Source organism: Paraburkholderia acidipaludis NBRC 101816 (genome assembly GCF_000684975.1).
Classification (GTDB): Bacteria; Pseudomonadota; Gammaproteobacteria; order Burkholderiales; family Burkholderiaceae; genus Paraburkholderia; species Paraburkholderia acidipaludis.
The window spans coordinates 218,053-244,112 of sequence record NZ_BAXZ01000004.1 but is presented as its reverse complement, the minus strand read 5'-3'; the positions used below and the strand labels follow the sequence as shown (position 1 = coordinate 244,112).

Here is a 26,060-nt window from a genome sequence, read left to right as displayed (position 1 = left end):
ACGTCATTTCGCTGCGACGGAATCGCTCTTCTCCGTGTCGACGATCTGCTGGTAGAGCGCTTTGCCGTCCGGGATCTGGCCGATCAATTCGTCGCGCGCCGGTTGAGTCGCCGCAATCCAGCTCTTCGTATCCGGCGCCGCCACCTGAATGCCCTTTTGCTTCATGGCGGCCAGCGCGGCGTTATATTCGCGCTTGTATTCCTGCAAGTCGAATTGCGCCGCCACCTTGGCCGAGTCCATGAAAATCTTCTGGTCGCCCGGCGAGAGCTTCGACCATGCGCTCTTGCTCATGGCCAGCACGACAGGCAGGTAGTTCACGTGGGTCAGATAGAAATGCTTAGCGACTTCTGAAAACTTGTCCTGGATGAATTCCTCGGGCGAGGTGTCCGCGCCGTCGACCAGCCCCTGGGAAAGCGCGAGGAACAGCTGGTTATAGGCGAGCGGCGTAGGATTCGCGCCGAGTGCCTTGTAACCCGCGATATAGCCGGGACTCTGCATGACGCGAACCTTGAGATCGCGCATGTCGGCCAACGAATTGATGGGGCGCTTCGTCGTGAATACGTTGCGCTCGCCCACTGCAAGCCACGTGAGACCGACCATATTGACCGGCTGCATCATGTCGAGATACTTGCGGCCCACCGGCCCCTGGAGCAGGGCATTCGCCTCGTCCATATTGCTGAACAGGTACGGTATGTCGAAGATCTGCCATTGCTTGATGGTGTTGTCGATCGGCGCCTGAGCCGAGATCATCAGCTCCTGCGTACCCGTGCGCAGCGCCTGCGCCATTTGCACTTCGCCGCCCAGTTGCGACTGGGGAAATATCTCGATCGTAATCCGGCCGTGCGTGCGCTGCGCGACCTCTTTCGCGAACACCTGGGCGGTCAGTTGGTAATGATTGTCGGGCGCGAGCGTGTGACCGAGCTTCATCACAACCTTGTCCTGCGCGAGCGCTACGGACGATACGGCCACGCACAGGACCGCGAGCACGACGTGCGTTGCCGCGCGCCAGGCGGTCTGCGCCTTTGAAAGCGGATTCATGGTGTCTCCTTGCCACGATATGGATACCCGCGTCATGCGTCGCAGAGGGTGCCGCCGGCGGGTTGCTCCAAGTATTTGTGATCGACATCGCGGTGCGTTAGGACCGCCCTTCGGATTTCTTGGACTTTTTGACGGGCGGATTTTCGCGCCGGGAGTCCGGTTGCGAAAAAATCCAAGAGATCGGGAAAACCGTCCTACCGTTTGTGGATGTGCCGTCTTTAAAGTAAGCCTCACATGAACGGCGCTGCAACACGGCGCCGTACCTTCAGAACGACACGGACGAGACATCCTGCTCATCATGGCAAAGCGCCCACATATGGACTACTATGCGATCGGCGATACCGCCGGCTTCGCCAAGACGGTTTCCGAATACGATATTTACGGCTTCGCCGGCATCGTCGGCGACTTTTACGCCGTTCACCTCAACGAGGAATTCGCCCGAACCACGCGCTTCGAAAAGCGAATTGCGCAGGGCTGCCTTTCCGTCGGCTTTCTGTCGACCGTCATGGGCTACATGGCCCAGAAGGCTCCGAGCCCCGGTGCGGTCTCTTATCGTTACGACATCACCTTCGACGCGCCGGTGTTCATTGGCGATACCGTCACGGCGCGCCTCACCCTCGAAGAGAAAGACGAGGATCGCAACGTCTGCGTGTTCGCGGCCCAGGTGACGCGCCAGGACGGCGTGGTCGTCGCCTCCGGCAAAACGTATCTGAAGGTGCTGTGACGCCATGCTCGAAAGCCCCCTTCCCGTCGTCGTCGAACGGCGCGGTGCGCTGTGCGTCCTGACGCTGAATCGACCGGACAAGCTCAACGCGTTCACGACCGCCATGCTCGCCGCGCTCGACGAAGCGCTGGACACCGCGGTAAACGATCCGGCGACCCGTGCGATCGCCATCACCGGTGCGGGATCGAAAGCCTTTGCCGCGGGCAACGATGTCGAGCGGCTTGCCTCGCTGGACACCATTGCCGCCTATCGCGACATGGTGGACGGCCAACGCGTGCTGATGCGCGTGCACGAATGCCGCAAGCCGACCATTGCGATGGTCAACGGCTACGCGCTGGGCGGCGGCTTCGAACTGGCGCTCGCGTGCGACTTCGTGGTGGCCTCGCGAGCGGCGCGCTTCGGCTTTCCGGAAATCACGCTGAACACGATGCCGGGCTGGGGGGGAACACAACTCGCGGTCGCCAAACTGGGGCTCGCCCGCGCCAAGCAGATGATATTGAGCGGAGCGCTCTATCGTGCCGACGAATGCGCCGCGTTTGGCTTCATTCATCGGCTGACCGAGCCCGAACAGTTGCTGGCGACCGTGAATGATCTCGCGGCAACGCTCGCGAACTACGACGGATTCGCCTACGAGATGGCAAAGCGCGCCGTGAATCGTGCGGGCGAATTGCCGCTGGCGGCAGGCCTCGATCTCGAGGCGGCGCAGTATGCCGTCAATTTCGGCAGCGAAGCGGCGCGCGCGGGCCTGCACCAGTTCGTCGCACGCCGCTCGAGCGCCCGTGCGAACTCACCCGCGCCCTTTCCTTCCCGCTCCGATCCGGCGGCAGAATGAACCGTCCCATCCCGTCCCGGCCGCACTGGCTGACCGACCAGCACGCGATGATTCGCGATGCGGTGCGCCGCTTCGCGGAAGCGCAAATCGCTCCGTACTCCGAAAAACTATGGGAAGACGAGGCTTTTCCCTACGACATCTGGCGCGAGGCCGCGCAACTCGGCTTCACCGGCTTGCCGTACCCGGAGACATGGGGCGGCGGTGACGGCGACTGGCTATCGTTCGTGATCGTGCTGGAGGAGTTGGCGCGTATCGACTGCGCGGTTGCGAATGCATTGATGGCCAATTCGACCGTGGCGAGCCTTCTTTCGAACTACGGTACGCCCGAACAGAAAGACCGCTTCCTGCGCCCGATCCTGGACGGGCGGCAAATCGGGTCAATCGCCCTGTCGGAGCCTGACGCGGGATCGGACGCAGCCAACCTCGCTACCCGCGCCACGTTCGACGGAGAGCGCTGGACCGTCTCCGGATCCAAAACCTTCATCAGCAACTCGGGAACCGCGATAGGCGGCCCGGTGGTCATCGCAGCCGTAACCGGCACACGTCCGGACGGCCGCAAGGAAATCTCGAACTTCGTGATTCCCTCGGGCGCCCCCGGCTTTTCCACTGGCCGGAAGCTGCGCAAGATCGGCTGGCGCGCGTCCATCACGCACGAGCTGTTTTTCGACGAGTGCGCGGTCCCCGCCGACCATCTGCTCGGCGAGCGCGGCGCGGGCCTGCGACAGACGCTGGCGCAGATCAGCACCGGCCGCATCCTGATTGGCGCGCTCGCGCTCGGCATCCTGCAGGGCTCGCTCGATCGCTCGACGGCGTATATGGGTACGCGCCGCGCGTTCGGTCGCGCACTTTCGGAGTTTCAGGCGCTGCAGTTCAAGGTGGCGGATATGGCAACTCATGCGCATGCGGCGCGCCTGATGCTCTACGACGCCGCCGCGCTCAAGGATGCCGGCCTCCCGTTCGAGACGCAGGCATCCCTCGCCAAGCTGTTCGCCTCCGAACGGGCAATGGAGGCGGCGCATCAGGCCGTGCAGATTCATGGCGGTTATGGCGTGATGGCCGAGCAGGCCGTGGCGCGCGCGTTCGGCGACGCAAAGGTACTCGAAATCGTCGAAGGAACATCGGAAATACAACGAATGATCATCGCGCGCGCCGTGCTGGCCTAGCGCGTTACTGGAACAGGGAGACGTCATGCTGGAAGGCATCAAGGTACTGAGCTTCACCCACTTTCTGCAAGGCCCGGCCGCCGTGCAGATGCTCGCCGACGTCGGCGCGGACGTGATCAAGATAGAACCGCCGGGCGGCGCATTCGAGCGTAGCTGGACTGGCGCGGACGCGTTCGTGGAGGGCGTGAGCGTATTCTTCCTGCTCGGGAATCGCAACCAGCGCAGCCTATCGCTCAATTTGCGCGAAGCGGCCGCGCGTGAACTCGTCTGGAAGCTGATACGCGAGGCCGACGTCCTCGTGGAAAATTACCGCCCCGGCGTTCTCGACCGCATGGGCTTTGGCTGGGAAGCGGTCCACGAAGCCAATCCCCGTCTCGTGTACTGCTCCTGCACCGGCTACGGTTCGTCGGGCCCCTATCTGGAGCGACCGGGGCAGGATCTGCTGTTGCAGGCGATGAGCGGCATGACGATGCTCTCCGGCGAGGCGGACTCGCCGCCCACGCCGTTCGGCTCGGCGATCGTGGACCAGCACGCGGCCGTGCTGGCCGCCTTCGGTGTGGTCGCGGCCCTGCAGGCGCGCGAGCGCACGGGAATGGGCACGCGCGTGGAAAGCAACCTGCTGAACGCGGCACTCGATCTTCAGATCGAGCCGTTTACGTACTACATGAACAAGGGGCCCCTCTGGAAGCGCACCGACCCGCCCACCGGCAGCCGGTTCCATCCCGCCCCATATGGCGTATACCGCACGCTGGACGGCTGGATCGCGATATCGCTCACCCCCACGAACAAACTCGCCGCCGCGCTGGACTGCCTCGCGCTCGACGAATTCAGGCATCCTAAAGACGACGTGATGCGTCGCGACGAGATCAACCGGCTCGTGTACGACGCCTTGAAGACGCGGACCACCGAAGCGTGGATGCACGTCTTCGCGGAGCACGACATCTGGTTTGCGCCCGTGAACGACTACGAGCAGGTGGAAGCGGATCCCCAGGTGGCGCACAACCAGATGATCATGCAGTTTCAACACGACGAAGCCGGTCCCGTGCGCGTGCTCGCCCATCCTGTTCGCTACAACGGCGCGGCGCCGCCGCTGCGCAGGCATCCGCCTCGCCAGGGCCAGCATACCCGCGAAGTGCTGGCGGAACTCGGACTTTCGCCGGAACAGATCGACGACCTGATCGATCGCGGCGTCGCGCTGACTTCAAGGAGATCCGCATGAGCGCACACCAACAGAGCCGGCCGCGACTGCTGCGCTTCGACGACGTCGAGATCGGCCGTACCCAGGTCATCGTTCATACCGTCACGGAGTCGGAGGTCAACGCGTTTGGGCACCTTTCCGGCGACCTGAATCCGCTGCATATGGAACAGGCATTTGCCGAACGCTCGCCGTTTCGCCGGCGCGTCGTGCACGGCTTGCTGACAGCGGCACTCGTGTCCGCGGCGCACACCGAATTGACGGGACCTGGATTTGCGTATGTGGGTCAGGAATTGCGCTTCCTCGAACCGGTCTATATCGACGACACCGTAACGATTACAGTGTGCGTGGTGGAGAAGAAACCCGCCAAGCGCATTATCGTGATGGACACGACGGTCCGAAATCAGCATGGCCGCGTCGTGTTGAGCGGGCTTTCCGCGCTCAAGGAACTGAAATTCGACGACTCGATTGTCGAACGGATCGCGGTTGCGTAACCCGCAGTCGCGGAACGCGTTACGCCGGATAATCGCTATTTATGGCCGCGTGGGGGAAGACAGGTGGGAACAGTATGTTGCTGCCACGTTCCTGTCATCAGGATCGAGGACTACGAGTACGGCGCGCATGTGAAGTCGCCCGACTTCCATCTCGCGCCCATCGAAGCGCTCAAGTCGACACTGCCGTACCCGCACCGGCATGACTTCTACCATCTGATGTGGGTCATCTCGGGCAGCGGGTCGCACGTGATCGACTCGGTTCGCTACGACGTTCGCCCCAATACGCTTTACTTCATGACACCCGGGCAGGTGCACGATCTCGATCTGTCCGCCGACACACTCGGCTACTCGATCAGCTTCTCCTCCGAGTTCTTTGCATTTCGCGTAAAAAACCGCCATTCGGAAACCGAGGTTCCGGTTTACGACTTCGACCAGTTCGGCGCGTGCGTCTACCTGTCCGGCGCCCAGGTGCGGGAGCTGACGCGCGTCATGGAGGGTATCCGCGAGGAATACCACGGCGAGCCCGTGGGCTACCAGGATGCGATCTGGGCTTATCTGCACGTGTTCCTGATCAAGGTGGCCCGCATGTGCAATGCGGCCGCGACGCCGGAAGCCGGGGCTTCGCGCAACGTATTGCTGTCTCGCCGCTTCAAGAGCCTGCTGGAGAAGCACTTTCGTTCGCTCACCGAAGCGGCCGACTACGCCCGCCTGCTCAACGTGACCGAACGCGCGCTGAATGAGGCGACCCGTCAGGCGCTGGGCGGAACCGCCAGCAAGCTGATCCGTGAACGGGTCATGCTCGAAGCGAAACGCCTGCTCCTGCACACCGAGGTCAACGTCGCGGAAATCGCGATGATGCTGTCATTCGACGACCCCGCCTATTTCAGCCGCTGCTTTCGCAAGCACACCGGACGCTCGCCGATCGATTACCGGCGCAGCCTGGACAAGCTTCACATCTGAAGCAGCGCCGCTGCGCTTCGCCCATTTCGTCTCTGCGGGCCTGATCCCGCTCACCTGCACAAGGAGATATCGTGCCTCAAGCTGCTTCATTGCCGGAATCGATCCCTGCTTCTTCGGAGCAGACGCGCCTGTTCCGCGCTACGCTGGATCGCGTGGCGGCCAGGGTTGCGCGCGACGAGCTGACGTTCGGCGTCGAGTTTCCTCAAGTTACCGGACCCGACGGCAAGTGGGTGCGCATGCCCGTTTCTCTTTCGGCGGGATACGACGGCGAAGCCTGGAGCCATGGAAACTGGTTCTGCGGATTCTGGGTAGGACTCCTGCTTGCCTCTCATCTGCATACCGGCGACGCCCAATTTCTCGACTGGGCGCGCACGCGTATGCAGCTGGTTGCGTTACGCGCCCGAGACCCGAATACCCATGACATCGGTTTCATTTTCGATAGCAGCGCCGTGCCGGGCTTTCATCTGACTGGCGATCGGGAATTCGCGCAAGTCGCGCTGGAAGCCGCGGACAAATTACGCGCACGCCTCGTGACGACCCGGGATGGCGCGTATATCGCGTCATGGGGGCCGCTATCGGATCCACGCGGGCGCAGCGCATCGGCCATCGACACGATGGCCAATCTGTCGCTGCTCTATTGGGCCGCGAATTTCTCCGACGACGGCAGCTATCGGATTGCCGCAGACGCGCATGCGGAAATGACGGCGCGCGCGTTCATCCGCGCCGACGATTCGACCTATCACGCGGTTGAATACGACGTCCAGAGCGGAGCGCGCAAGCGCGGCTATACCTTCCAGGGCGCCTTCGACGAGTCCGCGTGGAGCCGCGGGCAGGCGTGGGCAATCTATGGATACGTCAACTCGGCACGCGAAACCGGCAAGCTGAAATACGTGCACCTTGCGCAACGGCTCGCCAACTATTACGTGAAGCGCCTGGGCAATCGCCAGGTTCCCCCCTACGACTTCGATGCGACCGGGCGCGACGCCGAGATCAAGGACACGGCTGCCGCGGCAATCGTTGCGTCGGCGCTGCTTGAACTGGCGCGCCTGCATCCCGAAGCGGCCGCCGGAAAAAAATGGGGAGAACGGGGGCTCGTCATGCTCGAGGCATTGTGCCGTGAGGAATTCACGTCCGACGATCAGCATGGACTGCTACATAATTCATGCTATTCGAAGCCGCACAACATCGGCGTGGACGGCGCGACGATGTTCGGCGACTTCTATTTCGTGGAGGCGCTTTGCCGGGTTGCGCATCCTGGTCGCCTGAGGCCCAACAACGCGCCGAACCTGTCAATTCTTTGACGGGCGCGGGGTGCATCCCGTTGCCGGGCGCCGAAGATCATGCGTAGGCGCACCGTTCGTATCGGCATAACGAACGCGCCTCACCACCTTCGCTCACAACACCTCCGCATAGATCGCGAGCGCATCGTCGCGCGTCACCTCGCGCGGATTGTTGACGAGCAGGCGCGTCTGTTCCATCGCGTCGCTGGCGAGCATGGCCAGGTCGTCGCGTGCAATCCCGACTTCGGCGAGCCGGACCGGCAACCCGAGCCGGGGCGCAAGCCCGCTCAACCAGTCGACGAAGGCCGTGGCGCGCACGGTATCGCTGCCCGCCACGGCGGGCAGCACGATCGACGCCAGTTGCGCATACAACGGCGCCGCGTGCGACAGATTGAAACGCATCACCGCCGGCAACACGAGAGAATTCGACAGGCCGTGCGGCACATGAAAACGGGCGCCAACCGGATACGCGAGCGCATGCACGGCCGCGACCGGCGCATTCGCGAACGCCATGCCGGCGAGATTGGCGCCGAGCAGCATCGCCTCGCGCGCGGCGAGATCCTGGCCGTGCGCGCACACGCGTTCGAGATTCAGGCTGAGCAAACGCAGCGCCTCGCGCGCGAGCGCGTCGGAAATCGGATTCTTCAGGCGGCGGCTCGTATAGGCCTCGATCGCATGCACCATCGCGTCGATTCCGGTCGCGGCGCTGACGTGCTTCGGCAGGCCGGGCGTGACGCTCGCGTCGAGCACGGCGATATCCGGCAGCAGCACGTCCGACACGACGCCGCGCTTCGTGCCTTCGCCGGTCGTCACGATCGAGATGGGCGTCGCTTCGGAGCCGGTGCCGGCCGTCGTCGGCGCGAGGATCAGCGGCAACCGCGGGCCGCGCGCGAGTCCTACGCCATAGATCGCGTCGAGCGACTCCTTGCCGCGCGCGAGCAGCGCGGCGAGCTTCGCGACGTCCATCGGACTGCCGCCGCCTATCGCGATCACACAGTCGGCCTGGCAGGCGCGCGCGCTGGCCGCGGCGGCTTCCACCGTGGCGGCGGACGGGTCCGCTTCGACGTCGAGGAAAGTCGCGACGCGCATGCCCGTTTGCCGCAGATGCTGGAGCGGCGCATCGAGCAGACCGGCGCGTTGGACGCCGCGGTCGGACACGAGCAGCACCGAACTCGCCGCGAGCTGGCCCACGAGCTGGCCCGCGATTTCGCCGATGCGTGCGGTGGCGCCCGCTTCGACAACGAGCGTTTTAGGAGCGTGAAACGTATAACCTGACATGGAGCGTGGACCTGTTCGAGGCGGCTTGCGCAATGACAATGGATGATGCCCGGCGGCTTCACTCGCCGCGAAAGCGCGGGGCGCGCTTCTGCGCGAACGCCTCGCGTCCTTCGCGATAGTCGTGGCTCTGCGCGGCCTCTTCGAGCAGCCGACGCACGTGCGCCTCGTCGAGCGTGCCGAGGCCCGACGCGAGTCCGTCAAGCATCGTTTTCGAGCCGGAGATCGTGAGCGGCGCGCACTCGGTCAGGCGCGCGGCAAAGGTCCGGGCGGCAAGCAGCGCATCGCCGGCTATCTCGTCGATGAAACCGATCTGCAAGGCACGCGCGGCGTCGAATTTTTCCGCCGAGTAGAGAATCCGTTTCGCGTTCGAGAGGCCCACCAGCGACAACAGCCGCCGCGTACCGGCGACGCCGTAAACGATCGACAGACGCGCGGCCGGAATGGCGAACGAAGCGTCGGCGACCGCAAAGCGGAAATCGCACGACATCGCGACATTGCAGCCCCCGCCCATGCAGAAACCGTTGATCGCGGCGATCGTCGCTTTCGGCGTGGCCGCAATCCGGTCGCAGCAGCCTTCATAGGCCGCTTCGTATTCGAGCGCTTGTTCGGCACCGGCACGCACCGTGCCGAACTCGGAGATATCGGCGCCCGCGCAGAAGCTGGCGCCGCGGCCGGTCAACACCACGGCCCGTACGTCGCGGCGCTCGCCGAGATCGACGAAGATCTCGCCGAGCCGGCGCCATAGCGCGAGTGTCAGCGCGTTGCGCTTCTCGGCGCGATCGAGCGTGACGAGCGCGATGCCGTCTTCGATCTTGCACTGGATCGCGTCGGCCACCGGGCGGCTGTCGGATGAGGATATGGGCATGGTCTGATTTTTCATAAGACGGGTCCAGTCGGTTCAACAGGTGGCGGCTGCGAACGCAGCAGCGGGAGAGCCCGCGCGCGACGCCTGCACCGGCGACTGGTGCGCCGCGCCCGAAGCAAGCAGCGCGCGAATCTCGTCCGCGCCGAAGCCGAAATTGCGCAGCACTTCGGACGTATCTTCGCCCACTCGCGGCGCCGGCGCACCGGCGACGTGCGAAGTGCCGTCGAACAGCACCGGCAGGCCGAGCGCGCGCATCGTGCCGCCGTCCGGCGACGGCACCTCGACGACGGCGCGCACCGCCCGGCTCTGTTCGTGATCGAGCGCCTCACCCACGGTCTGCACCGGGCCGCACGGCACCTGGGCCGCTTCGAGACGTTCGGTCCACGCGGCGCGCGTGTCGGTCACGAGGATTGCGTTGATCAGCACCTCCAGTTCGCCCCGGTTCGCCAGCCGGACGTCGGGCGTGTTGAAGCGCGGATCCTCGATCCACTCCGGGTGGCCGAGCACCTGCGCGATGCGGTTCCAGTTGGTTTCGTTCGCACCGCCGATCGCAAGGCCGCCGTCGCTGCATCGATAGACCTGGTAAGGCGCAATCAGCGGATGCGCCGTGCCGGCCGGCTTCGGCACGATGCCGCGCGAGAAGTAGGCTGCCGCATACCAGTAAAGCTGCTGCATCGAGGCCTGCAGCAGCGAGGTATCGACGCGCTGCCCGCGGCCGGTGCGCAGGCGCCGCACGTAGGCGGCGAGCACGCCGAACGCGGCAAGGATGCCCGCGTTGACGTCGGCGACCGAAATGCCCGGCTTCACGGGCTGCCCGCCCTCCTCGCCCGTCACGCTGATCAGTCCGGCGAACGCCTGCAGGATCAGATCGAAGCCCCCTCGCGACGCCAGCGGCCCGCTGCGCCCATAGCCCGTGATCGAGCAATAGACGAGCGCCGGGTTGATCTCCTGCAGCGCTTCGCAGGAGAGGCCGAGCCGCTCCATCACGCCCATGCGGAAGTTCTCGGTGAGAATGTCGCTCTTCGCGACGAGCCGCAGCAGCGCCTCGCGGCCGGCCGGATGCTTGATGTCGAGCGCGATCGACTTCTTGCCGCGGTTCAGCATCATGAAAGACGGCGGCAGCCCGTCGTCGCCCTGGCGGCGATAACGGCGCGCATCGTCGCCTTGCGGAAAGCGCTCGACCTTGATGACCTCGGCGCCGAGGTCGGCGAGCATCAGGCCGCAAGTGGGGCCGGCGAGAATCTGCGAGAGTTCGAGAACCTTGACGCCGGCAAGCGGCTGGTCGAGATCGTTCGGCAATGGATGCATGGGCAACGTACTCCTGTGCGGCCTGCCGCCCGGCGGCGGACCGGATGATCGAACAAGGGTGGCTTAGCGGTCGACGGTCTTGACGCGGCCGGCAAGCGCCGCATCGGCGCCCGCGTTGGCACCGGCCGTGGTTCCCGCCCGCCGCGCGCCCGGCACGATGGCGAGCAGCACGAGGCCGCCGGCGCACAGCACCGCCGCGAGCAGATAGAGACCGGAGGTCATGGCGCCGGTTGCCTGCTTCATCAGGCCCATCGCGTAGGGCGCCACGATGCCCGAGGACGCGCCGAGGCTGTTGATGAACGCGAGCCCGCCCGCGACGAGCCCCGGCGCGATGGCCGCGCTCGGCATCGACCAGAACACCGGCAGAGTTGCCGAGACACCGACCGCGCCAACGCTCAGGAATGCCAACGACAGGGACGCCGGCATGCCGGGCAGCGCCGACAATGCGAGACCGACGGCGCCGGCGAACGCGGTGGCGGCGAAGTGCCAGCGGCGCTCTCCGGTACGGTCCGAATGCCGCGCGATCAGGATCGTCGCGATGGCGGCCGTACCCCACGGAATCACCGAAATCAGGCCGATATGCAGCGGATCGTTGAAGCCGAGCCCCTTGATGATGCTGGGCACCCAGAAGTTGAGCGCATAGATGCCGGAGGTCGCGCAGAAGAAGACGAACGCGAACAGATAGACCTTCGGTTCGCGCAGCAGCGAGCCCACCGTATGGCCGCCCAGGCGCAGCCCCGAACGCTCGCGGTCGATGCGCAGGCAGTCGGCCAGCGTGCCCGCTTCCTGCCGCGTCAGCCAGGTCGCGCTTTGCGGCGTATCGCTCAGACGGATCGCGCAGAGGATCGCCATCGCCACGCTCGGCATGCCTTCGAGCAGGAACAGCCATTGCCAGCCGGCCAGACCGCCGCGTGCATCGAAGGTCGTCATGATGTAGCCGGACAGCGGGCCGACGATCACGCCGGCAATCACGATGCCCGATGCGAAGATCGCGATCGCCCTGCTGCGATGCGCCTGCGGCAGCCATGCGCTGAGGTAGTAGATGACACCCGGATAGAAGCCCGCTTCGAGCACCCCGAGCAGCAGCCGCGCCGCGTAGAACTCGTGCGGCGTGCGCACCAGCAGCATCGACGCGGAGCACAGCCCCCAGCCGACCATGATCGAGCAGAACAGGCGTCGCGCGCCCCAGCGCCTGAGCAGCAGGCTGGCCGGGACTTCGAACAGCACGTAGGTCACGAAGAAGAGACTCGCGCCCAGACCGTAGGTGGCGTCGGAGAACTTCAGGCTCTCGTGCATCTGCAATTGCGCGAACGAGATGTTGAAGCGATCCATCGAACAGAACAGATAGCTCAGGAACAGCACGGGCGTGAGACGGCGGACGACCTTGCGGCACACGGCATCCTGGGAAGCGTCAAGCGTCACGGCGCCGGCTGGTTCGGTCATGGCTGTCTCCTGGTGCGCCGTATCGAGCGGCATTTTTGTGAAACCGAGTATAGGCAAGCGGCCCGATATGGGAAAATAATAAATTGATATCGGCCAATAAGCTTCGCTTATGGCCGGTCCGCGAAGACCGGAGGCCCGCATCGCGACGGCCGGTTTGCAAAGGGGCATGGCAAATGGAACTGCGACAACTGAAATACTTCGCCGCGATTGTCGAGCACGGCAACATGACGCGCGCGGCGGAAACGCTGCACGTGGCCCAGCCGGCCTTGAGCCAGCAACTCGCCAATCTGGAGGCGGATGTCGGCGGCAGGCTGTTCGAGCGCGGTCCGCTGGGCATGCGCGCGACGGCGGCCGGCGAAATCCTGTACCGGCACGCCCGCAGCCTGCTGCGGCAGATCGACGACATGCGCGCGTCGATCGATCACGAGATCGCCAATCCGTCGGGCCGCGTGGTGCTGGGCATGGCGGGCAGCACGGCGCGGATCGTCGCCGCGCCGCTGCTGATCGCGTTGAAGGCCTATCCGGACATCCTGATCGAACTGGTCGAGCGGCCGAGCGCCGAACTGGTCGGGTTGACGGCGCAAGGCTCGGTCGACCTGGCGATTGCCGTCGACGCCCAACCCTCGCGCGGCGTCGCGCTCACGCCGCTTTTCCATGAGCGCCTGTTCGTGGTGCTCGCGCGCGGCGCGAAGCGTTCGCGCGGCCGTCGCGCCGGCCACGCGATCGACCTCGCCGAACTGGCCACCCATCCGCTGCTGCTGCCGAGCCCGCCCAGCACGATCCGCAGCCGCATCGAAGTCGCGCTGACCGACGCGCACTTGCCTTACCGCCTCGCCGCCGAAGTCAGTGCGACGGATCTGCTGATCCATCTCGTCGCGTCGGGCGTCGGCGTGACCGCGCTGCCCTGGAGCGCGCTCGCCGACGAGGTCCGGCGCAACCGGATTCACGCGTGCGAGCTGCTCGATGCGAAGCTGGAACGGGAGCTGTCGTTGTGCATGCCTGCGGACGTGGCTGTCTCGCAGGCCGTGGAGGTGGTGCGGGATACGTTGCTGGGAGAGTTGGGAAGGCTCGCGTCGTCGTCGGATTGGCGCGGAGTGCATCCCGTTGCCGGGAGTGGCATTGGCCGTTGAAACAGGGAGAAATATTACAACTTCCTATTTTTTCGCACGGACCGAAAAGGGAGTTTGCGATCCCCTATACTCCCACCACGTCCTGAATTGCCGGAACATTGGCGGCGCTTTCAAAATGGATTCTGTTTTCCTACAGCAATATAGCGAAATCTGGTTCAAGGAAGCGCAACAGGCATATCGGTCGGGCAAACTCGACGCTGCCGCGCAGTGGCTCGAACGTCTCGTCGCCGTCAATCCCGCACATGCCGAAGGCTTGCACCTGCGCGGCCTGGTTGCATTTGACGCAAACCAGCACGCGTCTGCAGAAGCATGGATTTCGCACGCAATCAATGCTTGCTCGAATCCGGTGTTCTACAACAGCCTCTGCATCGTTCAGCTAACGATGCAGAAGTTCGCCGCGGCGGTCCGGAGCGCTCGCGAAGGGCTGGCGCAGCAGCCTGACTTTGCCATGCTTCACTACCACCTGGCGCTCGCCCTTCAGTTCGAGGGAAATCTGCCGGATGCCGCCGCTCACTACCGCAAGGCCATTCAGCTCGATCCCGGCAATTCCGAGGCGCACAACAACCTGGGGACGGTCCTGAACGACCTGGGGGATTCGCAAGCGGCCCTTCGGCATCTGCGGCAAGCCCTCGAACTTGCGCCGGACGTTCCGGCGATACACAACAATCTGGCGAAAGCGCTGGTGTCGGCAGGCGAAGTGGAGAGCGCCGAATTGCACTTCCGGCGCGCGATTGCCGCCGACCCGGAAAATTTTTCGTACTACCGGCTTCTGGCTGAAGCGAAACGCCTGTCTATCGGCGATCCGTGCGTTGTTTCCATGAGCGAGCGCATCAAGAATATCGATTCGCTAACGCCGGCTAACCAGATGCACCTGCACTTCGCACTCGGGCAGGCGCTGGCCGACAACGGAAACCATGAGCCGTCGTTCGAGCACATTCAGAAGGCCAACGCCCTGTATCGCGCGAGCATTCAGTATGACGAAGCATTGACGCTCGATCTGCTCCGGCGGATACCGGACGTCATCACGCGCGAGATTCTGGAAGCCCGTCGCGGCACGGGCCACCCATCGTGCTCCCCGATCTTTATCGTAGGTATGCCACGCTCGGGTTCAACGCTGGTCGAACAGATCCTTTCCAGCCATCCCAAGGTGTTCGCACTCGGAGAGCGGCCTGACTTCGAAAGGGCGCTGCTGGCACGCACAAACGCAGGCGGCAGAATCGACGTCGACGCGATCCGCGCAATGACGGCCATGCCGTTGACGCCGATTGCGCATGATTACCTGCGCCGCGTTGATCTGGCCGTCGAACTGGCTGCCACAGGAAATAAGGATTATCAGAGGACTACAGACAAATATCTGTTTAACTTTGTCTATCTGGGCATGATTCATCTGGCTTTTCCGAGTGCGAGATTGATCCACATCCAAAGGGATCCCGTGGATACCTGCCTGTCAATCTACTCGAAGCTGTTTGCCGATGTCCCGTTTGCCTACGATCCAGGTGAGCTTGGCCGCTACTATCGCGCGTATGCCGGTTTGATGGCGCATTGGCGGCGTATCTTGCCGGAAGGCGCCCTGCTCGAGATTCAGTACGAGGACCTGGTCAACGACTTCGAGCACACCGTCCGCCGGATGCTCGATCATTGCGGGCTCGACTGGGACGAACGCTGCATGCTGTTTCACGAAACCCGGCGCCCCGTTATGACCATGAGCGCCCAACAGGTTCGCAGGCCCCTGTTCCGATCGTCGTTGCAGCGTTGGCGGCCGCCCCAGCCCGTGTTGCAGCCGCTTCTGGACGGCCTCGCGAACAACGCGAACGACTAAAGGCCATGTCTCGGCCTGCGCGTAATGTGCGAGTTCACGGGTGCGGCGGTGGGCAGCGCACCCCGCGCGCAATCCGCTCGAGCAACGAATGGAATGCCTGCCTGATCCGGCTGACGGCCTCGTTCTTGTACGGAAAGCTTTCGTTCCTGCCGTGCACCAGCATGGTCGCGTTGACCTCGAACACCACAACCTCGCCGCCCGGCGTCAGCGCGCAGTCGATCCCGAAGTAGTCGAGACCGATCGCATTGCGGATCGAACCCAACGCCGATTGCTGCTGCGCGCCGAAAACCCGCCACGGATCGGCCAGGAACGCCCGCTCTTCGTCCTGCATCCACGACAACTCCGCCATGGGCGTCGTCGCGTGATGGATCTTCCATTTCTCGTCGATCGCAAGGTGGTACGGGAGAATCTCGTCTCCCACGAAAATGAAGCGGTACTTGCGGAAATAGCCGTCTTCCGACCGGTAGTCGACGAACGGCGTGACGTAGTAATGCTCCCCGCCGACACGGCTCAGGAAGCGGCCCAGCTCATCGCGGTCGTCCATCTTCTCGAAGTCTTCGCCGCCGTGGGTTCCCAGCGGACGAACCAGCAGAGGAAACGGCAAGGCAAACTGCGGCGCCGCGTCGGCACCCTCGCCCGCCAATTGCCGCAACCCGGCTTCCGAAAACACGCGCGTGCGCGGCACGAGACAACCCGCCGTTCCGGCAAGACGCGCCGAAATCGTCGCGCGGTCCGTACCGGCGATCAGTCGCGGATGATTGACCACGGGCCGGCCGATCCGCTCCGCGAGCGCTTCCACGGTGCCGAGAATGGCGCGGCCGTTGTCGGCGTCGGAAACGAGGTTGACGACCACGTCCGTCTGGTTGTGCAGCAGGTCGACGTCGTACTCGACGCCTTTCAGCGCCGTAAAGATATGGCTTTCGAAACGGGCGTCGTTGATGAAATAGTCGATCGGCGTGTTGCCCCCGCCCGGCGCGAACATCAGCAGGACCCGGAAGTCCGGCGGCGATACCGCAGCGGGCATCGTCCACAAAGGCTTCACTTCGATCGCGCGGCGATAGGTGATCGCGGCCTCGTCCGCGAGCCCCAGCGCCTGCTCCAGATTCGCGATGCTGTGCAACACCTGCCCGTCGTCGGGCACGAATTCGAGAACTCGCCGGTAGTGCATGACGGCACGGCGCTTTCTGCCCGCGTATGAGTGCGCCAGCGCGAGCTTTCGATGAACATCGGCACCGTGGACCTGAATGCCGTTATCCGGGTCGTTGGCAAGCGGATCGAGCACGTCGACCGCGTCGTCGAAGCGGTGTTCGAGAATCATCACCCGCGCGAGTTCGAGGCTGGCTATGGGGTGGCGCGGCTCGGCAGCGAGTATCTGCCGCAGGACCGGTTCCAGAAGATCGAACCGCTTTGCCCGGGAATGCGCGAGCGCTTCTGACAAGAGAGTGTCGAGGGACATGGTGTGGGCCGATAGAGGTGCGATCAGGGGTGCAGTCAGCGGGTGCAATCAGGAATGCCGGTGGTGGAAATCCTGCATGAACGAAGCCAGCGCACCGGCCTCGTGCCCGGTCAGCGCGTTGTACAGCGAGGCGCGCACGCCGCCTATCGAACGGTGGCCCTCCAGCCCATGCAGGCCGGCGGCCCGCGCCTCGCGCAGAAACCGCGCGGTGAGCTCGGGCGTGCGGCAATTGAACGTGACGTTCATCAGCGAGCGCGAATCGCGTTCTGCGTGCGCCACGTAAAACTCCGGCTCGGCATCGAGCACGCGATAAAGCAGATCGGCCTTTTTCCGGTTCGCCGCATCGAGTCCCGCGAGGCTGCCGAAGGTCTCGGCAATCCAGCGCGTCACCAGCAGCACGATATAAATGGAAAATACCGGCGGCGTGTTGTAGATCGAGCGGGCGTCGATGTGGGTCCGGTAGTCGAGGATTTTGGCCAGCCCCGTTTGCGCCCGCTCGACGATGTCGTCGCGCAGAATCGCAATCGTCACGCCCGCCGGCCCGAGGTTTTTCTGCGCATGGGCATAGATCATCGCGTAGCGGGCGATATCGACCGGCCGCGACATGAAATCGGAAGACATGTCGCAAAAGACCGGCGTATCGCCGGCGGAAAGCGTGTCGAAAATCTGCAGCCCTTCCACCGTTTCGTTCGAAACGTAGTGCAGGTAGCTGGTGCCGGGATAGAGCTTGAGTTCCGAAGCCTTGGGAACGCGCCGATAGCCGCTGGATTCGCCATCCCACGCAACCTGCAGTCGAGCCGCGGCGCCGGAGTCGGATACGCTCTTGCGACTCCAGTATCCCGACGACACATACGACGGCGCGCTGTCCCCCATTTCGCCGAAGTTCATCGCCAGCATCGCGAACTGCAAGGTGCTGCCGCCCTGCAGAAAGAGAACGTGATAGTTCGGCGGAATCGCCAGCAGGCGGCGGATATTCGCTTCGGCTTCGTCGAGCGTTTCGCGAAACCAGTCTGAACGGTGGCTGATTCCCAGCACGGAGAGACCGGCTTCCGGAACCATCTGGATGGCCTGCTGCGCCTGCATCAGGACCGGCAGCGGAAGAGCGCCCGGTCCGCCGGAGAAGTTGTATTGAAGATCCAATTTGCGCCTCGCTCGGGAATATGCAACATCGTTCGCTACGACGGGTAGACCACGCATGAACGAAGTATGAATGAAATGGAAGCCACCGCCACTGGCCGGTGCGAAGAGGCATGGCGGCATACGAAGGTATGCCGGAACCGACCATGCCGCGGAACGAGACGGCGGCTCATGGCGGCTAGACCTGGCCGTCACGAAGACTGTCGAGCATCGCGCGCACCGCATTGCTTGTCTTTCTCGCGCCGGTCATCGCATAGGGAATGCAAAGCGTCGCGATCATCAGCGCACTCGTGAAGTTGTCCAGATACGAGGCGCCCTGCTCGCCGATACCCGGCGTATTGGTGCGCGTGTTGAGCGCCGATGTTCCCGCATACACGGTGTCGAACAGCGACAGGCGGGGAACGACGGCGTCCAGCATCGTGCTGGACAGGCTGTCGGGTTCGCCGATCCCGAGATTGAGCTCAAGGTTGCTCATGCCGTCGAAGGTGCCGTGCTGCAAGCGGTATTGAATCATTCTGGGCATGATCGAATCGACGATTTCGCCCGCCGTATTGGCCGCGACGTACACGGCCATTCCTTTCGCGCTGTCCTTGATAAACGACGAGCGCTCCTTTTCGGTCAACGTTTGATTGCCGTGCAGGCCGTCGTAGATGCCGGCGCCGGAAATGCCGTGGAAGCTCTGGGCACTGTTCACTAGGAACTGATTGACGGTGTAGAACGCCGAATTGATCATCTGCGTGACGATGGGGTCCGGATTCGGATGGAGATTGTCCTTGAGCGGCACGATCATCGTCATCAGATCGCGGACCGCCGAATAGCCGCCCACTTTCGCGAGACTCGATACCTGATCCTTCAAGGTTCCCGCCTTGAGCGCGCCGATCAGCGCCGCGGTTAGCGACGCAGCCTGCGCCGCATTGCCCGCATAGCTCCAGCGCGAATCGCCCCTGTGAATACGGTAGGCCGCCGAGCCGATATTCGCGAGGATGACGACGCCCATCATCGTTGCGGCCACGCCGGTCTTGACCTCGTCGCTGGCATGCGTGCTCTGCACCAGCGCTTCGACACCGTAATTGAGCGCTTCGCGAATGCCGGTCGCGACCCCCACCGAAAACGCCCGATGACCCACCACCTTGATTGCGTTTTTGGCCCAGCGCTCCAGGGCTCCGTCGATGTTCGTCGGAAGCGGCGGCAGGGCGCCCGCGGCCGCCGTCGGCGCGGCGGCCGGATGCGGCGCGGGCGGGGGCGCGGGCGGTGTGTGTGCAGGCGGAGGCGGTACATGCGCGAGCGGAGGCGGTACATGTGGGGGCGGAGGCGGTACGTGCACGGTCGGGGGAGGCGTGTGCGCGCTCGACCCGGAGGATGCCGTATCCGCGGTCAGCGCGGGGGACGGCGTGCGCGCGGGCGGCTCGGCGATGCTCGCCGGCGTGTCCGCAACGTCGTCGCTTTCGGTTTCCAGGGGATACAGACGCGCCGGCAAGGACGACACAGACGGGCGCCTCGGAACCGGCACCAGGGGAATCGCGTCGAACTCCATGCCGTGTGCGCCCACGCTGGAGGCAGGCGACTCACGTCCCGATTCGACCGGCGGCACCTGACGATGCTCCTCCACCAGCGCGCCCTGCGGAGCGGGTTGCGGCGTCTGTACCGGTGCCGGTGTTTGTGCCGATGTTTGTGCCGGTGTCGCCGGGCGCGTCGATGCGGGCGATGCAGTCCCACCATGCGCCGGCGTGCCGTTGCCCGATACGCCGGGCATCTCGCTGAAGCGCTCGCTGTCGTCGGAGGACGCCAGCAGCAGGTTGTAAAGCCCCGGCAAGACATCGCCGGCAGTGCGAAGGCCCGCTTCCATCTCCTCCAGCGAACGCGTATTCATGCCGACCGGATTCGCTGCGAGCCGGCCGCCGTGCATCGTCTGCGTCGCAAGGCCTGTGATGGCGGCGAACAGCATGTTGGCGATTTCCCGGGCCTGGGTGCGTTCGAGCGGATCGAGCGTGTCGTCGTCGAGGTCCGCGATATCGTCGTGACTCGAGGACGGCGAAAGCAGGGGCGACGCCGGTGCCGACGGCGCCGCGCCGTGCAAGGGCGCGACGAGCGCGCCGAGCGAAGCGCGCCGCGAGGGCGGGGCGCTCTGTGCGCCACCGGCGGGGCGATTCTGCATCCGCTCCAATCCGCCGAACGACGCCGGCACCGAATTCGACCGGACGAGGCCGGAACGCGCACGGTCCGGCGTAACGGTAACGGGCGTGTCCTGTTGCACGTGCAAGTCGGTGGCGGCAGACGTGCCGCCGTTAATCGCAGTCGATCCCATAGTCTCGCTCCTTGTTCGAAGCGCGCGGTTGCGCGCAGGTGATGAACGAGAGCGTATGGCCAGAAGGCTGAGTGTCAATTTCATGACGCGAAGCGGTGAAGCACGAAGCGAAGCCCGGCTCAGCCGGCTCAATCGTTCTGCATCGGCCAGACGCGATCCAGCTCGTCGCAGCGCAGAGGCGCCAGTTTCAGCCCGCTCACCTCGACCTCGCCGCGCGCGCTACTTTGCAACGCGGTCTGGATGCCGCCAACCCGCGGCCCCTTCAGCGCCTGCCGCTCGGTCGTCTGCACCGGCAGCAATTCCGTTGGCAGCCACGAGTCGTCGCGCTTGAGCAACGCGTCGCGCTGCGTCGTCAGCTTGCGGATCTCGCCCGTCTCGTCGTTGGGGTCGCGTGCCTTCATCGCGGCGATCCGGTCGGCGAGCGCGTCGGCTTTGGCGGCGGCATGGGCGCGAATACGTCGCCGGAGGACGAACTTGAGGTTCTGCGTGACGTTGGGCTCCAGCTCGTTCAGGTACGCCTCGATCCTGCGGCCGCCGTCGTCCAGCGCCTGCCTCAACGCGTCCCCGGTGGGCATCGGATCGCGCGGCCCGATGTGGCTGCCCACGCCGAACGCCAGCCGCCACGCCGGATTGCCGAGCAGCTCTTTCTTGTACGTGGAAAACGGCACTTCGACGTCGGCGTTCGATCCGTTGAGCCGCAGCTTGCCGTTGTCGCGCACGAGCGTCACCTTCGCCTGCTGGAACGTGTCGGCCACCTGCATCTCGATCCCGATCACGTTCACCGCCGGGGCCGAAACCGTTGCGATGTCGGTCGGGTCGCTCGCGCTGCCGCGCTGCACCTCGCCGCCGACGGTGACGCTCGCGGCGGCCTGGGCGCTCACGCGGGTGCCCTTGCCGAAGCGGTGGGACTCGATCCTCGTCTGCCCCGCTTCGTCGGCCGTGTCGAGCGTGGCGCCGGTCACGTGACGCACGGCGCCGCCGGCGTACGCGTTGATCCGCATATAGCCTTTGGAGGTCAGCCCGAATTTTGCGCTCGCGCGCGCATCGGCCACGACGTCGGCGCGGTGCACGCTGCCGCTCTGACCGTTCCAGGAGACGGAGACGTCGTCGTGATCGAAAAAGCGGCGCCCCATCTCGTTCCACAGCGCGCGTTCGCTCTTGCCTTTGCCGGCGTTCCCGAACAGAAAGTCGTTGACCTCCTTCGCCTGATCCCTGGCCCTTTTGTCGTCGGTCTTCGCGTCGAGGTCGAGCGGTCGATCGGCGGCGGGGGCCGCCAGCTTGCGCGCCACGCTGATGTCGACGGTGTGCTGATGCGTGGTGTCCGCCTGATAGACGGCGTCGACGTTTCCCGCAACGCGCACGGCGCCGAAGCTCGGGCCCACCTGCAGCCCGACGCCGGCGCCATAGCTATCGCGCTGCTGGGTGCCGAAGCTCACGGCATACGCGGCCGTCGAGCGGCTGAACGCAAGAATCGACTGGTTGCCATGCAGCCACTGGAAATTGAGCCGCGGCGAGATGAGCTTCCCCACCCCGGTCGCCTTGGCGGCGCTGAGACCGCGCACGTAGACGCCGAACTGTCCGCCGTCGGTCATGATCGCCTTGCCGCTGCCGCCGAGCGCGTCGACAATGCGGTCCGCCGCCTCGTTGTAGTCCTCCGTCGCCGTGCCTTTGGGCGCCTCGGTCCTCGCGAGCGAAAGACGATCGTACGTGCCGATCTGCCTCTGCAGACCGGCGCGCGCCGGATCGCCTTCGGGCGGCAGCCCGTTGCCGAAGCGCGAGCGCAGCTCGTCGATCGTTGCCGCGTCGACGACGTCCGAGCCGTTGTTGGCCAGGTATTTGCGCACGGCCTTGCGGGCGGCTGCGTGCGTGCGCGGATCGTCGTTCACGGTCAGCTTGCGGCGGAACGCGGTCAGCGCGTCGCGAATGCGCGCCTCGCGCCGCGGCCCCCTGCCCGACTGCTGCGCCATGGTCCGCGCGATGTCGTCGATCGCCCCTTCGTTGTCGAGCGCTTGCGCGACGCGCCGGCCGATGTCGTCGAGCGTGTTGTCGTCGAGCTTCATGCCGAACGCGACCGGCTGCCTGGCAGGTTGCGCCGCCTGACCTTCTGCCTGCGTGGCCGGGCGCGCAAGGGCCGCGAGCGCCCCGAGCTCAGCGTTCGCCACGATGTGACGGAGCGCGGCACTATCCTTGCGCAGCAGGTTGCGCCCGCCCGGCGCGGGGGGCGCCGGGTTCCGGTTGCCGCCGTCCATCGCTACGAGCATGGCGCTCATCGCGCCGTCGAGCGCCGTGTCGCTGGTCTTCCGGCCGGGTGTGATCGGCTTGCCGAGCCCAATGCGCTCGTACGTGGCGAGATGCTTCTGCCCGGCCTCGGACAGCCCGGCTCCGAAGCGCGAGCGCAGCTTGTCCACCTTCGCCGTATCGACGACGTCCGAGCCGTTGCTCAGGTACTTGCGCACGAGCTTGCGGGCGGCCGCGCGCGCGGCAGGATCGGGGTTGTCCGCCGCCAGTTTGTCGCGGAACGCCGTCAGCATGTCGCGAACGCGCTGCTCTCGCCGGCCGGGGCTGCCGCCGGCTCCCTCCGCTGCCGGCTGGCCCGGCCGTTGCACCGCGCGCCGGGCCAGCCCTTCGATTCCCTCCCCTTCTCCGCCAAGCTTCGCCGCGACCCGCCGCACGATATCGTCGAGTGTGGCGTCGTCGAGTTTCGTTCCCATCCCGATCGTCGGGTTAGCCGGATCCGAACGTTGGGCGAGCGCGGCAAGCTCGGCCTCCTCGACCACCTGATGAAGCGCGCTGCTGTCCTTGCGCAGCTTGCTGCTGCCCTGCTCGGGGCGGACCGGGTTGCCGTCCATCGCGACGAACAGGCCCCGGACCGCGTTGTTCAGCGTGTCTTTGTCCTTCGCCCACGTATCGGCGCTGGCTCCTTCGACACCCTGGTTCATCCCGGCAACGGCGGTCTTCCCATAGCCGAACGGCCGCACCGTCAATGCTTCGTAGCCCTTACGACGCGGCGCGACAGGAACGGCCGCCTCGCCGTCGGCAGGCTCCAGCTCGGGGCGGTCCGACGCCGCCCGGGGAATGGTATGGTTGACGAAGCGCTCGATCCGGCTTTTGGTCAGTGCGAACGGCGTGCCCTCCCCATCGGACAAAAAGCCTTGCCGGCCGGCGAACAGCGCCCCCTTGTCGTCGTCGGTGAGGCCGTCCGCGCTGCCGGCCTGCCACAGCTTCGCCGCGGCTTGCGCGACCCATGCCGCGTGGGCTCCTCGCACACCGGGGGTCGCCGCCGTTTGCGCGATGCTCGCCGGGTCCGCCGCGCACCCGGTCGCCTTGACGAGTTCGTTGGCGGCCTGCAACCAGACTTTCGGCGCGTACCGGGCCGCATCCGCGTCGCCTTGCGGCCACGCGCGGCCATGGCCGGCGGCGTTGCGGCCCACGAGGCTTCGCAGGCAGTCGTAGCCGTTCGCCGTCTGAGAAAGAAGCTGCGCGGTCCGCCACGCGTCCCGGGTGGCGCGATCCGGCACGGCGCCGACGCCCGGCTGGTTCGTGAATTCCAGGCCTTGCTGCATGCGTCGAAACGTATTGCGGGCCATGCCCGGAAGACCGCCGGTCGCTTCGGCAAGCGCCTGCAGCAACAATTCGCCCTGCGCTTCGCGCACTTCGTCCGGCACCGTTCCCTCTTCCGGCAGCGCATTGCGCACGTCCCGCAGGAGGCGCTTCTTGTGCAGTTCGGAGAGCCGCGCCGCGTCGGGACCAGGATCGATGTTCGGGAAGCACCGGTTCACCGCGGCCTCGATCACGTCGCCCTGCGCGCCTGGCGCCTGGGCCGTTGCCGCCGCATCGGCCTGATTGAACGCGCCGGCCGCTTTTTTCATATCGGACCGAACCCGTTTCGTTCCCTTGGGCGCGGGCGGGTAGGCGAGCGCCTGGATGTCCGGCTCGGCCGCCAGTTCGAGTGCCGGCATAGTGATGGCGTTCCTCTCCGGCTTCTTGTGATGCGGCAGCGTCACCGGGCCTTTTTTCGTCAGCCGGTACATCGACCCCGCGGGCATGTCGAGCGGAAGCTTCTTCAGGCCGGCCAGCAGACCGCCGCTCTTTTCGGGCGCGGGCTGCGGCGTGGCCGCCGCATTGGTGCGCGCATTCTGCTCCGTCGGTGCGGTTTCGGTGCGCAGCGCACGCAATCGCTGCGTAATGGCGGATAAGGTCATCTCGAAGCCAGGTGGTTAGGGGACACCTCCACTATCGAGACCCTATGTGAACCTCCCGTGATTCACCCGATGCCGTGTTCCAGAATGCGAAGCGGCCGAAGCCCGCTGCGGCATGCGCTAACGCCGCCTGATTTCCGGCGCGGCAAGCAGCGCGTTGGCGGTTCGCGTTGCCATCGGGTCTTCGGACTGATAGGCCGCCGCGTAGGCATAGGTGCGCCACGCCGGGTCGCCCAGCGCATAGAGACAGACGGCGGCGAGCGCGGTGCCGCGCGACGACAGCTCGCCCTCCCGCTCCACGCGGCGCAGTTCGCCCAGCGCCTCGCCCCACGCTCGCGCGCGCACGTGCCACCATGCCAGCACCACGCGCGCGCCCTCGTTGCCGGGGTTGAGCACGGCAATCGCATCGAGCAGATCCTGCACGTCCGAAAAAGTGTCGAGCCCCGCGCCGGCCCACAGCACGTCGATCATTCCCTCGACAATCGCGCAGTCGTTCGTTGTTTCAATCACGATCGTTCTCCAGACTATCCACACCAGGCATTCCTCGAGCCGTTCGCGGCGGCGCGCGAACGCATTCCGGGCCGGCGACGCGGCGCGACGCTCACTTGCTGCCCGACAGCGCGCGCGCTTCCGCCGCGATGCCGGTCAGCGAGAGCTGGTCGCGCACCTGATCGATGAAAACGCCGGCCATCAGCGCCAGCATCAGGATCGTCAGCCCGCCCTTCACCGGCTGCGCCATCGAGTGCAGGTCGAGCTTCTGGGACACCTTGCCCGTGAAGCCGAAGCCTATGTCGATGAGCAGCAGCAAAACCATCATCGGCGTCGCCAGCTTGGCGACGGTCTCCATCAGCGAGTCGGTCTTTTGCAGTACGAACGACTCTAGAATGTGGCCGCCGGACGGCATCAGATGCGCGAGCGGCCACCACGTGTACGACTCGAACACCGCGCCGAGCAGGAAGGTCATCCCGCCCAGGCACCAGAACGCGACGATCGCGAACTGGCTGAGCAGCGTGGACGTGAGCGAAGTCTGCTGCCCCTGGCTTGGGTTCTGCATCTGGATCTGGTTGAAGCCGGTCAGGTCGTCGACGTAGGTGCCGACGCATTCGGCCGCCCAGAATACCGTCGACGCCGCGAAGCCGAGCACGAGGCCGATCAGCGCCTCTTTCAGCCCGATGCCGACGAGCATCATCGCGTCGCCTTGTTCGAGCACGCCGCGCTCGCCGAACGCGACGAAGCTGCCCCACAGCAGCGCGAGCGCGGTGCGCACGCGGCCCTGCATCACGTTGTCCGAGGTGGGCGGAAACACCATCATCAGCACCATCAGGCGCTCGCTGCAAAGGCCGAGCACGATCAGGTAACGAACCAGTTCGTGGCTCGACTGTATCGACGCAAAAGTAATCTCGCTCATGGCGCCTGCCTTGTCCGTTCCCTTGT

The 26,060-nt window shown here is 65.2% G+C and carries 20 protein-coding genes and 1 pseudogene; 9 read left to right on the top strand and 12 right to left on the bottom strand.

The genetic code is table 11. The features are described from left to right. Positions 1-3: 3 nt before the first annotated feature. Entirely contained in the window at positions 4-1,038 is a 1,035-nt protein-coding gene (locus tag BAC01S_RS06325) for a TRAP transporter substrate-binding protein (RefSeq protein WP_027793994.1), read from the bottom strand. A 298-nt stretch (positions 1,039-1,336) separates the two neighbouring features. Here BAC01S_RS06325 and BAC01S_RS06320 point away from each other — a divergent pair, with 298 nt between their 5' ends. The 7 genes from BAC01S_RS06320 to BAC01S_RS06290 all read left to right on the top strand — a co-directional run bounded on the left by BAC01S_RS06320 (position 1,337) and on the right by BAC01S_RS06290 (position 7,707). Beyond that, on the top strand, positions 1,337-1,762 hold the full coding sequence (locus BAC01S_RS06320) for a MaoC family dehydratase (RefSeq protein ID WP_027793993.1): 426 nt from the start codon (positions 1,337-1,339) through the stop codon (positions 1,760-1,762). A gap of 4 nt (positions 1,763-1,766) precedes the next feature. Then, positions 1,767-2,594 (top strand): enoyl-CoA hydratase/isomerase family protein, encoded by an 828-nt coding sequence (locus BAC01S_RS30515; protein WP_043201363.1) that lies wholly within the window; start codon positions 1,767-1,769, stop codon positions 2,592-2,594. Then, entirely contained in the window at positions 2,591-3,757 is a 1,167-nt protein-coding gene (locus BAC01S_RS06310; RefSeq protein WP_027793992.1) for an acyl-CoA dehydrogenase family protein, read from the top strand. Before BAC01S_RS30515 ends, BAC01S_RS06310 begins: the two co-directional genes overlap by 4 nt. A gap of 25 nt (positions 3,758-3,782) precedes the next feature. Next, positions 3,783-4,976, top strand: coding sequence for a CaiB/BaiF CoA transferase family protein (locus tag BAC01S_RS06305; RefSeq protein ID WP_027793991.1), 1,194 nt, complete (start codon positions 3,783-3,785; stop codon positions 4,974-4,976). Next, on the top strand, positions 4,973-5,446 hold the full coding sequence (locus tag BAC01S_RS06300; RefSeq protein WP_027793990.1) for a MaoC family dehydratase: 474 nt from the start codon (positions 4,973-4,975) through the stop codon (positions 5,444-5,446). Before BAC01S_RS06305 ends, BAC01S_RS06300 begins: the two co-directional genes overlap by 4 nt. Positions 5,447-5,509: 63 nt before the next feature. Next, positions 5,510-6,406: a helix-turn-helix domain-containing protein gene (locus BAC01S_RS06295; protein WP_027793989.1), complete on the top strand. Its 897-nt coding sequence runs from the start codon at positions 5,510-5,512 to the stop codon at positions 6,404-6,406. A 71-nt stretch (positions 6,407-6,477) separates the two neighbouring features. Further along, positions 6,478-7,707 carry a glycoside hydrolase family 88 protein gene (locus BAC01S_RS06290; RefSeq protein ID WP_245616516.1) on the top strand — a complete coding sequence of 410 codons (1,230 nt, stop codon included), beginning with the start codon at positions 6,478-6,480 and terminating at the stop codon, positions 7,705-7,707. A 93-nt stretch (positions 7,708-7,800) separates the two neighbouring features. Here the strand turns inward: BAC01S_RS06290 and BAC01S_RS06285 are convergent, their stop codons facing one another. The 4 genes from BAC01S_RS06285 to BAC01S_RS30505 all read right to left on the bottom strand — a co-directional run bounded on the left by BAC01S_RS06285 (position 7,801) and on the right by BAC01S_RS30505 (position 12,580). After that, a complete protein-coding gene (locus tag BAC01S_RS06285; RefSeq protein WP_027793987.1) occupies positions 7,801-8,964 on the bottom strand; it encodes an iron-containing alcohol dehydrogenase in 1,164 nt (387 codons plus the stop codon). A gap of 58 nt (positions 8,965-9,022) precedes the next feature. After that, positions 9,023-9,844, bottom strand: a complete 822-nt coding sequence (locus BAC01S_RS06280) for an enoyl-CoA hydratase/isomerase family protein (protein WP_218001630.1) — start codon at positions 9,842-9,844, stop codon at positions 9,023-9,025. Between the two features lie 18 nt (positions 9,845-9,862). Then, positions 9,863-11,137 (bottom strand): CaiB/BaiF CoA transferase family protein, encoded by a 1,275-nt coding sequence (locus tag BAC01S_RS30510; RefSeq protein WP_043201359.1) that lies wholly within the window; start codon positions 11,135-11,137, stop codon positions 9,863-9,865. Between the two features lie 63 nt (positions 11,138-11,200). Further along, positions 11,201-12,580, bottom strand: a complete 1,380-nt coding sequence (locus tag BAC01S_RS30505; protein ID WP_043201357.1) for an MFS transporter — start codon at positions 12,578-12,580, stop codon at positions 11,201-11,203. A gap of 173 nt (positions 12,581-12,753) precedes the next feature. On the opposite strand from BAC01S_RS30505, the gene BAC01S_RS30500 reads away from it, so the two are divergent. Both BAC01S_RS30500 and BAC01S_RS30495 read left to right on the top strand, forming a co-directional pair. Continuing rightward, positions 12,754-13,710, top strand: coding sequence for a LysR substrate-binding domain-containing protein (locus BAC01S_RS30500; protein ID WP_043201354.1), 957 nt, complete (start codon positions 12,754-12,756; stop codon positions 13,708-13,710). A gap of 115 nt (positions 13,711-13,825) precedes the next feature. Then, the gene (locus BAC01S_RS30495) at positions 13,826-15,529 is read left to right on the top strand and encodes a tetratricopeptide repeat-containing sulfotransferase family protein (RefSeq protein ID WP_052408705.1); all 1,704 of its coding nucleotides are present in this window, start codon (positions 13,826-13,828) and stop codon (positions 15,527-15,529) included. 34 nt (positions 15,530-15,563) lie between these two features. Here the strand turns inward: BAC01S_RS30495 and BAC01S_RS06255 are convergent, their stop codons facing one another. From BAC01S_RS06255 to sctT, 7 genes and pseudogenes are all read right to left on the bottom strand, one after another. Then, positions 15,564-16,697: an ATP-grasp domain-containing protein gene (locus BAC01S_RS06255; RefSeq protein WP_027793985.1), complete on the bottom strand. Its 1,134-nt coding sequence runs from the start codon at positions 16,695-16,697 to the stop codon at positions 15,564-15,566. A gap of 126 nt (positions 16,698-16,823) precedes the next feature. After that, positions 16,824-16,985, bottom strand: a pseudogene (locus BAC01S_RS35910) (hypothetical protein); the annotation flags it as partial. Positions 16,986-17,033: 48 nt separating this feature from the next. Beyond that, positions 17,034-18,125, bottom strand: a complete 1,092-nt coding sequence (gene serC / locus BAC01S_RS06245) for a 3-phosphoserine/phosphohydroxythreonine transaminase (protein ID WP_027793983.1) — start codon at positions 18,123-18,125, stop codon at positions 17,034-17,036. Between the two features lie 175 nt (positions 18,126-18,300). Next, positions 18,301-20,427, bottom strand: coding sequence for a hypothetical protein (locus tag BAC01S_RS06240; RefSeq protein WP_027793982.1), 2,127 nt, complete (start codon positions 20,425-20,427; stop codon positions 18,301-18,303). A 128-nt stretch (positions 20,428-20,555) separates the two neighbouring features. Next, positions 20,556-24,629 (bottom strand): hypothetical protein, encoded by a 4,074-nt coding sequence (locus BAC01S_RS06235; protein ID WP_156954334.1) that lies wholly within the window; start codon positions 24,627-24,629, stop codon positions 20,556-20,558. A gap of 117 nt (positions 24,630-24,746) precedes the next feature. Beyond that, positions 24,747-25,136, bottom strand: a complete 390-nt coding sequence (locus BAC01S_RS06230) for an HrpB1 family type III secretion system apparatus protein (protein WP_027793980.1) — start codon at positions 25,134-25,136, stop codon at positions 24,747-24,749. Positions 25,137-25,227: 91 nt separating this feature from the next. After that, positions 25,228-26,034: a type III secretion system export apparatus subunit SctT gene (sctT, locus tag BAC01S_RS06225; protein ID WP_027793979.1), complete on the bottom strand. Its 807-nt coding sequence runs from the start codon at positions 26,032-26,034 to the stop codon at positions 25,228-25,230. Positions 26,035-26,060: the final 26 nt, after the last annotated feature.

Excerpts from the sequence above, each read along its gene's own strand:
- BAC01S_RS06325 (WP_027793994.1), bottom strand. The coding sequence starts at position 1,038 with ATGAATCCGCTTTCAAAGGCGCAGACCGCCTGGCGCGCGGCAACGCAC.
- BAC01S_RS06320 (WP_027793993.1), top strand. The coding sequence starts at position 1,337 with ATGGCAAAGCGCCCACATATGGACTACTATGCGATCGGCGATACCGCC.
- BAC01S_RS30515 (WP_043201363.1), top strand. The coding sequence starts at position 1,767 with ATGCTCGAAAGCCCCCTTCCCGTCGTCGTCGAACGGCGCGGTGCGCTG.
- BAC01S_RS06310 (WP_027793992.1), top strand. The coding sequence starts at position 2,591 with ATGAACCGTCCCATCCCGTCCCGGCCGCACTGGCTGACCGACCAGCAC.
- BAC01S_RS06305 (WP_027793991.1), top strand. The coding sequence starts at position 3,783 with ATGCTGGAAGGCATCAAGGTACTGAGCTTCACCCACTTTCTGCAAGGC.
- BAC01S_RS06300 (WP_027793990.1), top strand. The coding sequence starts at position 4,973 with ATGAGCGCACACCAACAGAGCCGGCCGCGACTGCTGCGCTTCGACGAC.
- BAC01S_RS06285 (WP_027793987.1), bottom strand. The coding sequence starts at position 8,964 with ATGTCAGGTTATACGTTTCACGCTCCTAAAACGCTCGTTGTCGAAGCG.
- BAC01S_RS06280 (WP_218001630.1), bottom strand. The coding sequence starts at position 9,844 with ATGAAAAATCAGACCATGCCCATATCCTCATCCGACAGCCGCCCGGTG.
- BAC01S_RS30510 (WP_043201359.1), bottom strand. The coding sequence starts at position 11,137 with ATGCATCCATTGCCGAACGATCTCGACCAGCCGCTTGCCGGCGTCAAG.
- BAC01S_RS30505 (WP_043201357.1), bottom strand. The coding sequence starts at position 12,580 with ATGACCGAACCAGCCGGCGCCGTGACGCTTGACGCTTCCCAGGATGCC.
- BAC01S_RS30500 (WP_043201354.1), top strand. The coding sequence starts at position 12,754 with ATGGAACTGCGACAACTGAAATACTTCGCCGCGATTGTCGAGCACGGC.
- BAC01S_RS30495 (WP_052408705.1), top strand. The coding sequence starts at position 13,826 with ATGGATTCTGTTTTCCTACAGCAATATAGCGAAATCTGGTTCAAGGAA.
- BAC01S_RS06255 (WP_027793985.1), bottom strand. The coding sequence starts at position 16,697 with ATGCACTACCGGCGAGTTCTCGAATTCGTGCCCGACGACGGGCAGGTG.
- BAC01S_RS06240 (WP_027793982.1), bottom strand. The coding sequence starts at position 20,427 with ATGGGATCGACTGCGATTAACGGCGGCACGTCTGCCGCCACCGACTTG.
- BAC01S_RS06235 (WP_156954334.1), bottom strand. The coding sequence starts at position 24,629 with ATGACCTTATCCGCCATTACGCAGCGATTGCGTGCGCTGCGCACCGAA.
- sctT (WP_027793979.1), bottom strand. The coding sequence starts at position 26,034 with ATGAGCGAGATTACTTTTGCGTCGATACAGTCGAGCCACGAACTGGTT.